We start from the raw sequence: 13,042 nt of genomic DNA on the forward strand, positions 1-13,042 counted from the left end.
TCTTCTCTCGCGCCCGCGCACCTCGACCCGTGTACAGTCTGAACGTCCCCGTGCCGCCCGCGGTGGAGCGTCTCGCGGCCGACCTCCACCCCCAACTTCTCGCGTTCGACCGGGTTCGCGAGCGACACACTCTCGTCTGCAAGCGGTTCGAGGCGAACGAGGGCGAGTACGACCGCCTGCGCGAACGCCTCCGGGTCGCGCTCTCGCCGGCACCATCGTTCGGGGCGCGGGTGACGGGCATCGACGCCTTCGAGACGCCCACACATGGCCCCGGTCCGGTCGTCTACCTCGTCGTCGAGAGCCCCGGCCTCCACGACCTGCACCGGCGACTCGTCGGGGCGTTCGGCGCCGTCGACGACGACTTGGAGGGCGCGGGCTACGTCCCACACGTCACGTTGGCGCGCGGTGGTGCCGACGCGGCGACGGTCGACCGGCTCCGAACCCTCGATATCGATCCGGTCACGTGGACCGTCTCCGAACTCCACCTCTGGAGTCGCGCCCGCCGCGAGGCGCTCTGGCGGGTGTCGCTGCCGCGACCCTAACGCCGTTCGACGCACATTGGCATCCCGTTCGCCGGATGCATCGTCAGCGACCCCTGCAGGCTCAGGTCGCCGTCCCCGCGGTAGTCGAGGCGGAACTCCCGGCCGACGGTGGCGAGAATGATCTTCGCCTCCAGCAGCGAGAACTGCTTGCCGATGCAGTGGCGCGGGCCGCCGCCGAACGGAAAGTGAGCGAAGCGCGGGCGTCCGGCGGCCCGGCCGCGTGCCCAGCGGTCCGGGTCGAACCGCTCCGGCCCAGTCCACCAGCGGCGTGATCGGTGGACGGCCCACTGCGGGCACATCACCGCCGCTCCCGCCGGAATCCGGTAGCCGCCGAGTTTCACGTCGACGACCGGCTCCCGGAACATCGCGTACACCGGCGGATACAGACGCATCGTCTCCTGTAACACCCGATCGAGATAGGTCAGCCCCCGGGTGTCGGCGAACGTCGGTGCCCCGTCGAGGACCGAATCGAGTTCGGCGTGGACGCGCCCCTCGACGGCCGGATGCTCGGCGAGCAGGTAGCAGGCGTAGGTGAGCGTCAGCGCCGTCGTGTCGTGCCCCGCCAGCAGCATCGTCAACACCTCGTCGCGGAGTTGGGCGTCCGACTGGTCGCCACGGCGCTGTGCGCGCAGCAGGATCGACAGCAGATCCATCGGCGGGTCGTCGTCGTCCGCGTGCCCCTCCGTGCCGCGTCGCTCCGAGACGATGTCGTCGACGATGCCCTCCAGCCGTTCGACTGCGTCCTCGAACGCCCGGTTCCCGCGGGTCGGGACCCAGTCCGGCGTGACGAAGCGGACGGGGTCGGGTTCGAAGCGCTTCCCGAGGGGGTCGAGCGTCTCCTGAATCGCGCGCACCCGCTCCGCGGAGAGGTCGACCCCGAGCATGGCGTCGGCGATGATCCGCACGGTCAGTCGCGCCATCTCGCTCTCGATGTCCAGTTCGTCGCCCGCCGACCAGTCCCCGACCGCCGCCTCGGCGTGGCTCGCCATCGTCCCCGCGATGTCGGCGATCCGCGACATGTCGAACGCGGGGGTGGCGAGGTCACGCTGTCGTCGCCACGTCTCCCCCTCGCTCAGGAGCAGGCCGTCGCCGAGGAGCCGGCCGAGTTCGTCCTGCTGGAACGACGGCTTCCGGTAGCGCTCGTGGTCGCCGACGAGCACCCGTTCGATGTCCGTCGGATTGGTGAGGATGTAGGCGTCGAGCGGGCCGAACTCGACGCTCACCACGTCCCCGTACGCCGACTCACACGCCGACAGGAAGCCGAACGGGTCGCGCGCGTACTGCCTGCTGTTTCCGAAGACGGGTTCGCCACGGGGACCGGGCGGTCGCGAACGTGACTGCGGGGGCATCGGCCGGCGTTAGACTGGGATCGACATAAGCGCGCGGCCGGTCACGCCGTCCCGCCGTCTTCGGCCACCAGCCAGTAGGCGTACGGTCGGTCGTCGTACGCCTCGACCGCGAGCGTCACGCGGTACGGCCCGGCGGGCGACCCCTCGACGACTCGGACGCGCTTGCCGCTTGCGCCCCGCATCCCGGTCACGGTCGTCCCGTTTCGGTAGGTCGCCGTCGCGCTCGTCGCGATCAGGGCGTGGCCCGCGGCGAAGCGGCCGGGGGCGCTCGTCCGCCCGAGCGACCGCTCGCCGTCGAGTTCGGTCAGGTCGACGGTGATCGCCTCCGAGCGATAACACTCACCGCTCGGCGGGGCGATGGGCGTTATCGTCGGCTCGTACGGCCCGGTGAACGTCCCGCGCCAACACGGCCCCATATCCGCGGCCCGCTCGACGAAGACCACCTGGAGGGTCACCGTCACCGACTCGAACTCGTCGGGTATCGATCCGGCGCTGACGGCGTACTCGACGGCGACCGGTTCGGGCGTCGGCGTCGTGGCTGTCGCCGTCGCCGTCGCGGACGCCGAGTCCGTCGGTTCGGCGGTGTCGGTCGGCGTGGCTATCGGGGCGGTACAGCCCGCGAGTAGTACGACGAGGACGAGTGGGAGGGCGCCGCGTCGCATACGCCAGTTCCGTTGGGCCGGCGACAAATGTCTTCTGTACGTCAGGGCGACGGCGGTGCCCCGTCGTACGCGTCGAGGTCGCCGTAGAAGTTCAGCATCGCGAACTTGAGTTTCTCCGGCGCCACGTCGATCAGTTCGTCCCGCTCCTCCGGCGGGAACGAGTCGCGGACGCCGTATTTCCCCATGTCGCGGGCGGCGCGCGTGTAGCGCTTGTCGAGGAGGACCCGCACGCCGAAGTCGTCGGGCGAGCGGATCACCCGCCCCAGCGCCTGCCGGGTCTTCCGCACCGTCGGAATCTCGACGGCGTAGCGCCACCCGGCCTCCCGTCGTTCGTCGTAGATCCGGTCGTAGGCCGCCTGGACCGCCTCCAGTCGCTCCGAGAGGCTCGGATAGGGGACGCCGACGACGACGACGGTCCGGGCGTCGTCGCCGTCGAAACTCACTCCCTCACCAAGGGTCCCCCACATGGATGTAAAGAGGACCGCGTCGTCGTCGGCGACGAACCGCTGCCGGAGGTCCTCTGTCGGCGTCCCCGCCTCGTCGAGATAGCCGCCGACGTGGTCGTGATACCGCGCCGCCTCCGCGTAGGACGGACAGAAGACGAGCGTGTTGCCGGGGGTCATCCGCACGGCGTCGGCGAGCGTCTCGGCGACCGTCGCCTGCGTCTCGGGGTCGTCGCGCTCGCTCGAAAAGAGCGCTGGCCCCTCGACTGCGAAGGTGCGGCGGCGGTCCTCGGGGTAGGCCAGTCCGTAGGCCATCGTCACCGGGTCCGACAGGCCGAGTACGTCCGCGACCACGTCGAACGGACGAAGCGTCGCACTCATCAGGACGCTCGCGGCAACTTCGTCGAACAGCCCTTCGGTCACCTCGCGGGGGATGCAGGTGTACAGTTCCGCCCGGCCGTACACCTCGCCCGTCCCCGCGTCGCGCCGCACCGCGGTCATCGGATGTCGACCGAGGTCCGTCCCGTGGCCCATCCAATCGGCGACGAATTCGGCGGCCTGGAGCGTCGCACACTCCGTTCGCGTCGCCGTCTCGCCCCGCCGGTAGGCCTCCTCGTACGCCTCGTCCAGACGCTCGCCGACCTGCAAGGCGAGGTCTATCTCCGTGTCGATCCCGCTTCCCTCGTAGGCGTCGAGGAAGGCGAGTGTCAGGTCGTCCCGACGGTCGTCGTTGGCGATGGCGAGATCGTGCCAGTCGTCGCCGACCTGTTCACGCTCGCCGAACCCGAGGGCGCCGTCGACGGCCGTCTCCAGTCCCGTCCGGAACGCCTCGATCACGTTTTTCGCCCGGCTCGCCCGCGAGTCGTCGGCCCCGTCGAGTTCGTCGAGCGATCCCGCCAGGGTGCGCGCCGAACACGTGCGCGTGGCGTGCTCCCGGGCCGCCGACTCGACGTTGTGGGCCTCGTCGAAGACGGTGATCACCTCCGCGGGGTCGCGGCCCAGCCACCGGAAGAAATGCTCGCGGATCGTCGGATCGAGCAGGTGGTGGTAGTTACAGACCGCGAGGTCGATGCCCTCCATCCCCTCCTTGAGGAGTTCGTACCCACAGAGTCCGCGTTCGTCGGCGTAGGCGTAGATTTCCTCCGGGGTGCGGACGTCCTCGAACAGCCAGTCGTGGAAGGCGTCCGTCTCGCGCGTGAGGTTCGCTCGGTAATGTTCGCAGACGTTCGACGCCTCCAACTCCTCCAGTTCCGCCTCCAGCGTCTCCAGTTCGTCCATGACGGCCGCGCGGGCCTCGGCGGCCTCGTCGTTTCCCGCGCGCACGTCGTCCAGAAGCGCCTCGCTCCGCTCGGCGAGTTCGCGCCGGTCCCGTTCGAGATCGACCAACGAGCGTGTCGTCTCCTTGAGACTCCGGCACTCCTCGTAGCCCACGTCGAGGTGGCACATCGAGCTCTTGCCCTTGAACACCACCGCGCGGATCGGTTCCTGTGCTCTGATGGCGCGGGCGTCTTCGACGAACTGACGCATCTGCTGGTGGACGTTCGTCGTGATGACGACCGTCCGGTCGTGCTCGCGGGCGTGTGCGAGCGCTGGTACGAGCGCCGAGAGCGTCTTGCCCGTCCCCGGCGCCCCTTCCATCAACACGTCCTGCCCGCGTTCGAGGGCGTTGGCGATGCGATCCATCGCCTCGCGCTGGTTCGGATACGGATCGTCGTAGGGGAAGAACCGCTCGTATCCCGCCGTTTCTGCCACGAGTGGGTGTTACGCGTGCCGGGATTAAAAGTTACAGCCGATCCGCCGTCGCCGCGTAGACGCCGCCGAGCACCGCGCCGTAGACGGCGTGCCAGAGGAGCGACGGCGGCGCGAAGTTGGGGAACGGCGGCGATGCGGGGGAGCCGACGACGCTCAGCCAGACGGGCATCACGAGCGCCGCCAGCCCGATCCAGGTCACGACGCCCCACGCGACGCCGAGGCCGACCTGGCGGGTCGCCCCCTCGATGCCGGCCGCGCCGACGATGGCCGCGAAGACGACGCCGAGTACCGCGCCGTGGGAGACGTGGACGACCATCCCCACGCCGGGGTTCGGCGGCGGCGCCAGCCCGTACAGCGAGGGAATCGCGACGGCCAGTACCGGCGGACTCATCGCGAGGACGAGGCCGCCCATCACCAAGGCCCCGGCGACGCCCCCGAGGACGCCAGCTTGCCAGTTACCGCGCAGTTCGCCGGTGCTGCCGACCGCTTCCGTCGTCGTCGACATACCCGTGACGAGTTCACCAAACGACATTTCCGTTCGGGAGTCGGGTGCGGCCGACGCACGCCGTCGGAAGGGTCATATACCACGTTCGGTGCCCGATAACGACGTTTCGGTGCTGTGTGAACGTGTCACACGACCGTTCTCCCCGCGACGCCGAGACTTCGTCCCTGCCGGAACTGGCCACAACTATTAGTTAACTATCAATTATGTTGGCGAGAATACAACTTCCTGACGCGCGAAAACCGTCACCTGGAAAACGAGTACTACACCCGGGCCGAACACGGCGACTTCGAACTGGCGAGCGAGCAGCGGATTCCGGACTGCAAACTGGCGTATCAGACCCACGGGAAGCTGAACCAGCAGAGAGACAACGCCATCGTCTTCCCGCACATGTACTCCGGCACTCACCGCGACATGGAGATGTACGTGACAGGACATGGCCATCGACCCGAAGGAGTACTTCGTGACCCGGTCTACGCCGCCAGCAGTTCGATCAACAAGCCCGCCTGCGCGTGCAGGCGGTTCTCGGCCTGTTGCCAGACGATGGCCCGCTCGCTTTCGACCACCTCGTCGGTGATCTCCTCGCCGCGATGGGCGGGCAGACAGTGCATCACCAGCGCCTCGCTCCCCGCGAGGAGGTCGGCGTTGAGCTGGTAGCCCTCGAACGCCCGCAGTTTCTCCTCGCGCTCGTCTTCCTCGCCCATCGACACCCACACGTCGGTGTAGACCACGTCGGCGTCGGCGACGGCTTCGGCCGGATCGTCGACGAGTCGGGGCGCCGACCCCAACTCCGCCGCCCGGTCCAGCACGTCGTCGTCGATGCCGTACTCGGAGGGCGTCGTCACCGTCAGATCGAGGTCGGCGAGCGCCGCCCCGAGGACAAAGGACTGGGCGACGTTGTTGCCGTCGCCCACCCACGCGACGGTCACGTCGTCGAACCCCCCGAAACGCTCCCGAACCGTCAGCAGGTCCGCGAGCGTCTGGCAGGGGTGGGCGTCGTCGGTCAGTCCGTTGATCACGGGTACGTCGGCGTAGGCGGCGAGTTCCTCGGCGTCGGCGTGGTCGAACAGCCGCGCCATGATGGCGTCGGCGTAGCCCGCGAGCGCCCGCGCGGTGTCCTTGACGGGTTCGCCGCTCCCGAGGTGGATGTCGTCCGGGCCGAGGAAGATGGCGTGGCCGCCAAGTCGGGTCATCGCCGTCTCGAACGACGTACGGGTTCGCGTGCTCGGTTTCTCGAACACCATCGCGAGCGTCTGCCGGGGGAGCTCCGTGTCGTCCTCGCCGGCCTTGATGGCCGCCGCACGATCCAACACCGTCTCCAGATCCTCGGCCGTGAGGTCGTCCACGTCGAGGACGTCGGTCGTATCGATCATTGTAAGCGTTGGCAGGCGTCGATCAGCACCTCGATCGAGCGGTCGTACTCGTCGAGGGGCAGATGCTCGTTCGGCGCGTGATCCAGATCCGAGTCGCCGGGGCCGTAGGTGACCATCGGGCAGTCCCAGACGGACGCGAAGACGTTCATATCGGCCGTTCCCGTCTTCCGGAGCAAGCGGGGGTCGCCCCCCGCGTCCCGGATGGCGGCGCGGAATGCCCGCGCGGCGTCAGTGCGGGGGCTCTGCATCACTGGCGGGACGCGGTCGTACCAGTGGACGGTGCCCGTCTCGAGTTGGCCGTCCGCCATCTCGCGCACGTCGTCGACGGTGTACGCCGGCGGGACGCGGAACTGCACCTCCATCGTCGTCTCGACGGAGAGACCGTCCGCGCTGGGGCCGCCCTCGAACTTCGTCGGTTTGCAGGTGACCCGCTCGAAGACCGGGAGATACTCGTCGGGGTCGAACTCCTCCTCGACTCTCCCCCACCAATCCATCGCGTCCTGGATTGCGTTGTTCTCGGGGCGGGAGGTGTGGCCCGACTCGCTGGTGGCGACGTACGTCCCCGCCAGCAGTCCCCGGTAGCCGAGCGTGATGCCCGTCCACCCGCTCGGCTCGCCGTTGATTAGGGCGCCGGGCTCCGGCCGGCCGTTCTCCACGACGTGTCGGGAGCCCCGCGAGTCGACCTCTTCGCCGACCACGCCCAGAAAGCTCACTCCCGTCTCCACCGCCGCGACGGCCATCGCCGCGAGCGGGCCGGTGGCGTCGACGCTCCCACGCCCCCAGAGTTCCGTTCCGCCCTCGCCCTCCCGAATCTCGACCGGGATGTCGCCCGGCACGGTGTCGATGTGGGAGGTCAGGAGGACGGCGTCGTCGGCCGGGGCGTGGACGTTTCCCACCTCGTCTACCCACACCTCGCGGTCGTGGGCCTCGAAGAAGTCGACGAGCCGCCGGGCCGCCGCCGCCTCCTCGCCCGAGGGCGAGGGGATGGAGACGAGGTCGACCAGGAGGCCTTGGGCCTCGGTCAGGTCGGCCGTTTCGACCTCGCTCGCGGTCATCAGAGCACGGCCTCCAGCGCGTCGACGAAGCGGTCGGCGTGCTCTTCGCCCACGATCAGCGGCGGGAGCAGGCGCAGGACGGTCCGGCCGGCCGGGAGCGCGAGCACCTGCTCGTTCAAAGCGAGGTCACGAAGCAGCCGGTTCGACCCCCGCTTCACTTCGAGGCCGATCATCAGTCCCTGTCCCCGCACCTCGCGGATGGGGAGGTCGGCGTCCTCGACCGACTCCATCAGATACCGACCCACGTCGGCCGCCCGCGTCGGCAGGTCCTCCTCGACGACGATGTCGAGGGTGGCGTTGGCCGCCGCACAGACGACCGGGCCGCCGCTGAACGTCGAGCCGTGTTCGGGGTCGGCCTCTGCGATCCAATCCGCACAGACCGTCGCGCCCAACGGGAGGCCGCTGGCGATGCCTTTCGCCGTCGTGAGGATGTCCGGCGACACGCCGGCCTGCTCGCAGGCCCAGAGCGTCCCCGTGCGGCCGACGCCGGTCTGAATCTCGTCGAAGACGAGGGCGGCGCCGGCTTTCCGCGTGAGCGACCGCGCCGCGTGCAGATACGCCTCGTCGGCGGGGTGGATGCCCCCTTCGCCCTGAATGGGTTCGAGGAACACGGCGGCCGTCTCCTCGTCGACGGCTTCGGCGAGTTCCTCGCTGTCCCCGTAGGAGACGAACTCGATGCCGTCGACCAGCGGTTCGAACGGCTTCTTGTACTTGTCCTTCCACGTCATCGACAGCGCGCCGAGGGTGCGGCCGTGGAAGCCACGGCGGGTGGCGACTATCTTTCCGTTCCCCGTCGCGTTGCGCGCGAACTTGATCGCCGCCTCGTTGGCCTCGGTCCCCGAGTTACAGAGCCAGACGTTGTCCAGTCCCGCCGGCGACACCGTCGCCAACTTCTCGTACAGTTCCGTCCGCGCCTCGACCGGGTAGGACGCCTGCACGTACATGAGGTCCTCGACCTGTGACTGCACGGCGTCGACGACCCGCGGGTGACAGTGGCCGACGGGGGTGACGGCGTAGCTCGCACCGAAGTCGAGATACTCGGTGCCGTCGTCGGCGTAGAGGGTGGCCCCCTCGCCGCGTTCGATCCCGATGGGTTTCTCCGAGAAGACGAAGCCGCTCATATGTTTTCTAGGGCACTCTGATGAATGTGTGTACCGCTTTCCCCCAGTGCTGCCGTGACGGGCGCGTCGGCGTTGGCCTCGGCGACGATCACCTCGCTTGCGCCGCGTTCCAGGGCTTCGGTGGCGGCCATGACTTTCTTCGTCATGAACCCCTCGGCGGCGTCGGTGAGGGCGTCGTACTCCGCGGGCGTCGTCACCGACTCGATCAGCGTCTCGGGGTCGTCCGGGTCCGCGTAGACGCCGGCCACGTCGGTCAGGATCACGAGCGTCGCGCCGAGGGCGCCCGCCACCGCGGCGGCCGCGCGGTCCGCGTCCGTGTTCACCGGCACGCCGTCGTCCGCGAGCATCGGCGGCCCCGCGACGGGCGTGTAGCCGTCTTCCAGCAACGCCTCCAGCAACTCGGCGTTGACCGACTCGATTTTTCCCGAGTGGTCGCCACGCTTGATCTTCTTCTTGCCGTCCTCGAGCACCCGCACCGCCGACTTCCGCGGCCCGGTGATGAGGCCGCCGTCGACGCCCGAGAGGCCAACGGCGTCGACGCCCACCTCGCGGAAGGCCGCGACGAGGTCGGTGTTCACCCGCCCCATCGCCATCGTGAACGCCTCCATCGTCGCCTCGTCGGTGAAGCGGCCGACGACGCCGTTCGGCGTCTCGACGTACGTCGGCTCGATGTCCAGCCGGTCGAGCAGGTCGTCGACGGCGGTGGAGCCGCCGTGGACGACACCGACGGGTTCGCCGTTGCCCACCAGATCCGCGATATCGCCGACGGCGCCCGCTGGGTCGACGGCCTTCGCGCCGCCGATCTTGACGACGACGGTCACGCGAGGCACCTCCGCTGGCTCGCGTGACGCTGGAAGTCGCAGCCCGCGGAGCGGCGAACGGCGGAGCCGTGAGCCCGCGAGCGGGAACGCCTTCCCGAAGTCATGGTGCGCCCACCGGGTGCAGGCCCTGAAACTCCAGTCCCGCCGTCTCCTCGATGCCGAGGGCGACGTTCGCGGCGTGGACCGCCTGTCCCGCCGAGCCTTTCATCATGTTGTCGATGGCCGAGAACACCACCAGCCGCCGGTTCCCGGGGTCGAGTTCGAACCCGACCTCGCCGTAGTTGGTTCCGGCGACCGCCTTCGGTTCGGGGTAGCGATAGACGCCGCCGCCGCCGGCGACGGTGCGCACGAACGGCTCGTCGCCGTAGCTGTCGCGGTAGGCGCCCCACAGTTCCTTCTTTTTCACCGGGCCGTCGGGGAAGACGTGACAGGTCGCGGCGGCGCCGCGGGTCATGTCGACGGCGTGGACGGTAAAGGAGACCGACAGCCCGAGGAACTGTTCGATCTCCGCCTCGTGACGGTGGCCCGTCGGGGCGTACGGGCGGACGATCCCCGACCGTTCGGGATGCGAGGAGGCCGCGCCACCGCCGGCACCACCCTCCGAGGACCCCACCTTCACGTCGACGACCACCTGCTCGTCACCGGAGAGGATGCCGGCGTCGAAGAGGGGTTTGAGACCCAGAATCGTCGCCGTCGCGTTACAGCCACCCGAGGCGATCAGGTCGGCGCCGGCGAGGTTGTCGCGGTTGAGCTCCGGCAGCGCGTACTCGGCGTCAGCGAGGAGTTCCGGCCGCGTGTGGCCGTCGTACCACTCGTCGTACTGCTTCTCGCTTCCCAGCCGGAAGTCGGCGCTCAGGTCGACCACCGTATCCGCCGCCTCCTGGAACGCGTCGATGCGCTCCATCGAGACGCCGTGGGGCGTCGCCGCGAAGAGCACGTCCACGGATTCGAGCTCCCCCGGGTCCGTAAACCGGAGATCCATCTCGCGGAGGTTCGGATGTTGGTGGCCCACGGTCTTGCGCTCGTAGCTCCGACTCGTGGCCTGGGCCACCTCGAACTCGGGGTGGCCGTCGAGGAGACGGAGGAGTTCGCCGCCGGTGAAGCCGCTGGCGCCGACCACACTCGCCGTGTAGGTCACGCCGTCGCCTCCTGCCCCGCCTTCGCCTCCAGCCAATCGACGATGGCCGCGGGCACGTCGAAGTCGACACACGAGTCGAGCGCCTTGAACTCCACCGTGTGGTTCACTTCGTGGACCGTGTAGGAATCACCGGTCTCCATCAGGTCGACGCCGAGCAAGCCGCCGCCGACGGCGTCCGAGGCGCGTTTCACCAGTTCGGCCACCTCGTCGTCGACCTCGAACTCCTCTACCTCGCCGCCTTTCGCGGCGTTGGTGAGCCAGTGGTCCGAACTCCGGGTCATCGCGGCGACGGGGTCCCCGTCGGTGGCGACGACGCGGATGTCCCGCCCCGGCTTCTCGACGAACTCCTGGATGTAGAACACCTTGTGCTCGTAGTGGCCGAGGGTGGCCTTGTGTTCGAGGATGGCCTCGGCGGCGCTCCGGGAGTCGACTTTCGCCATCAGGCGCCCCCAGGAGCCGATGACGGGCTTGAGGACGCAGGGGTAGCCGAATTCCTCGATCGATTCGAGCGCGCTGTCGGTGGTGAAGGCCACGTCGGTGTTGGGCGTGGGAACGCCCGCGGCTTCGAGGACGAGGCTGTTTTTTACCTTGTCCGCACAGAGTTCGGCGGTGTCCGCGGCGTTGACGACCGGAACCCCGTAGGCGTCGAGAAAGCGCGTCACGTAGCGGCTCCGACTGGTGGCGAGACAGCGGTCGACGGCGATGTCCACGTCGTCGAAGGCGTCGGGCGCCTCGCCGATGTTGAACCGCTCTTTCCGCACGTCGATTTTCGTCACCTCGTGGTCGCGCTCGCGCAGTTCCGACAGCAGCAGCTTCTCGTCCCGCCTGATCCGGGAGTAGAGGAGGCCGACGTGCACGACTACTCCTCCTCTTTCGCCTTCGCGAGCACCTTCGACGCGAGGCGCTCCTGGAAGCCGTGGTACTTCGCGACGCCCGTCGCGTCCGCCTGCGTAATCGACCCAACGTCCTCCGTGTTGAAGGAGGCGAAGGACTCGTCGTAGACGGCGTAGTCGCTGTCGCGCCCGACCGGGCGGGCCCGGCCGCCCTCGAACCGGATGGTGACGGTGCCGGTGACGCGGGTCTGTGTCTCGTCGATGAAGCCCTCCAGTGCCCCCATCAGCGGCGCGTCGATCAGTCCTTCGTACCCCTTCTGGGACCACTCGTCGTCGACGAGTTTCTTGAAGTCGCGCTCCTCTTTGGTCAACACGAGCGACTCCAGGGTCTCGTGGGCGTTGAGCAGCGTCGTCGCCGCGGGATGCTCGTAGTTCTCGCGGACTTTCAGCCCGAGCATCCGGTCTTCCATCATGTCGGTTCGCCCGACGCCGTACTGTCCGGCCACCTCGTTGAGATGCTCGATCAGGGCGACCGGCCCCATCTCCTCGCCGTCGACGGCGACCGGGTAGCCGTTCTCGAACGTGATCTCGATCTCTTCACGGTCGCCGGCGGGAGCGCGCGTCCAGTCGTAGATCTCCTCACCGGGAACGTGGCCGGGCCGTTCGAGGTCGCCGCCCTCGATGGACCGGCTCCAGAGATTCGTGTCGATGCTCCAGACGCCCTCGTTGCCACCCTCGACGGGCAACTCCTTCTCCGCGGCGTACTCGATCTCCCACTCGCGGGTCAGGCCGAGTTCGCGAACGGGCGCGATGACGTCGAGGTCGGAGGCGCGCCAGACGGCTTCGAACCGCAACTGGTCGTTGCCCTTGCCCGTACAGCCGTGGGCAACGGCGTCGCAGTCCTGTTCGATCGCCACATCGAGGATGGCCTCGGCGATGACGGGGCGGGCAAGCGCCGTCCCGAGCGGGTAGCCCTGATACGTCGCGTTGGCGCGGACGGAGTCCATACACATGGCCGCAAACTCCTCGGTCGCGTCCACGACGTAGTGTTCCAGATCCAGCGCCTCGGCCGTCTCCGCCGCCTCGGCGAACTCCTCGGCTGGCTGTCCGACGTCGACCGTGACGCCGACGACCTCGTCGTACCCCCACTCCTCTTCGAGAAGCGGGACACAAACTGTCGTATCGAGGCCGCCGGAGAACGCGAGTGCCACACGTGTCATTACCGACTTCTCGACCCCTCACGGACTTAAATTCTACGTTTTTGCAATTGAAATAAAATGGAAAACGGGACGCTCACGGGAGGTCGCTGGAGCGTCGAACGAGGGGAGTGAGAGAGAAAGGTGGGCCTAGCGGGCCCGTCGTCGCGGCCGTCGGACCGCGGGGGTGGGGCGGACGGGTTCGGACGAACGTGCCGATGTCCGGTCCATTGTCGCTAAAAATCGCGGCTCGCT

Annotated in this window: 12 protein-coding genes; 1 reads left to right on the top strand and 11 read right to left on the bottom strand. The window is 68.6% G+C overall.

Going from position 1 to position 13,042, the window contains the following annotated elements:
* The first annotated feature begins 29 nt into the window (after positions 1–29).
* Complete coding sequence (locus tag HALNA_RS18615; RefSeq protein ID WP_049937873.1) at positions 30–542, top strand: 2'-5' RNA ligase family protein; 513 nt, start codon at positions 30–32, stop codon at positions 540–542.
* On the opposite strand, the gene HALNA_RS18620 is transcribed toward HALNA_RS18615, so the two are convergent.
* From HALNA_RS18620 to HALNA_RS18675, 11 genes are all read right to left on the bottom strand, one after another.
* Complete coding sequence (locus tag HALNA_RS18620) at positions 539–1,891, bottom strand: cytochrome P450 (protein ID WP_049937874.1); 1,353 nt, start codon at positions 1,889–1,891, stop codon at positions 539–541. The two genes, HALNA_RS18615 and HALNA_RS18620, sit on opposite strands and share 4 nt — an antisense overlap.
* A gap of 41 nt (positions 1,892–1,932) precedes the next feature.
* Entirely contained in the window at positions 1,933–2,553 is a 621-nt protein-coding gene (locus HALNA_RS18625; protein ID WP_049937875.1) for a hypothetical protein, read from the bottom strand.
* Positions 2,554–2,594: 41 nt separating this feature from the next.
* Entirely contained in the window at positions 2,595–4,748 is a 2,154-nt protein-coding gene (locus HALNA_RS18630; RefSeq protein WP_049937876.1) for an ATP-dependent DNA helicase, read from the bottom strand.
* A gap of 31 nt (positions 4,749–4,779) precedes the next feature.
* Positions 4,780–5,253 carry a DUF6789 family protein gene (locus tag HALNA_RS18635; protein ID WP_049938123.1) on the bottom strand — a complete coding sequence of 158 codons (474 nt, stop codon included), beginning with the start codon at positions 5,251–5,253 and terminating at the stop codon, positions 4,780–4,782.
* A gap of 470 nt (positions 5,254–5,723) precedes the next feature.
* Complete coding sequence (argF, locus tag HALNA_RS18645) at positions 5,724–6,623, bottom strand: ornithine carbamoyltransferase (protein ID WP_049937878.1); 900 nt, start codon at positions 6,621–6,623, stop codon at positions 5,724–5,726.
* The gene (locus HALNA_RS18650) at positions 6,620–7,678 is read right to left on the bottom strand and encodes a [LysW]-lysine hydrolase (RefSeq protein ID WP_049937879.1); all 1,059 of its coding nucleotides are present in this window, start codon (positions 7,676–7,678) and stop codon (positions 6,620–6,622) included. Before HALNA_RS18650 ends, argF begins: the two co-directional genes overlap by 4 nt.
* A complete protein-coding gene (locus HALNA_RS18655) occupies positions 7,678–8,799 on the bottom strand; it encodes an aspartate aminotransferase family protein (protein WP_049937880.1) in 1,122 nt (373 codons plus the stop codon). Before HALNA_RS18655 ends, HALNA_RS18650 begins: the two co-directional genes overlap by 1 nt.
* A complete protein-coding gene (locus tag HALNA_RS18660) occupies positions 8,796–9,620 on the bottom strand; it encodes an acetylglutamate/acetylaminoadipate kinase (protein WP_049937881.1) in 825 nt (274 codons plus the stop codon). The genes HALNA_RS18655 and HALNA_RS18660 overlap by 4 nt, the downstream gene beginning before the upstream one ends.
* Positions 9,621–9,720: 100 nt before the next feature.
* Positions 9,721–10,758 carry an N-acetyl-gamma-glutamyl-phosphate reductase gene (gene argC, locus HALNA_RS18665; protein ID WP_049937882.1) on the bottom strand — a complete coding sequence of 346 codons (1,038 nt, stop codon included), beginning with the start codon at positions 10,756–10,758 and terminating at the stop codon, positions 9,721–9,723.
* Positions 10,755–11,615, bottom strand: coding sequence for a lysine biosynthesis protein LysX (lysX, locus tag HALNA_RS18670; RefSeq protein ID WP_049937883.1), 861 nt, complete (start codon positions 11,613–11,615; stop codon positions 10,755–10,757). The genes argC and lysX overlap by 4 nt, the downstream gene beginning before the upstream one ends.
* Before the next feature lie 2 nt (positions 11,616–11,617).
* Positions 11,618–12,811: an argininosuccinate synthase gene (locus HALNA_RS18675; protein WP_049937884.1), complete on the bottom strand. Its 1,194-nt coding sequence runs from the start codon at positions 12,809–12,811 to the stop codon at positions 11,618–11,620.
* Positions 12,812–13,042 lie beyond the last annotated feature (231 nt).

This window comes from Haloplanus natans DSM 17983, from assembly GCF_000427685.1.
In the GTDB taxonomy this organism is placed as follows: Archaea; Halobacteriota; Halobacteria; order Halobacteriales; family Haloferacaceae; genus Haloplanus; species Haloplanus natans.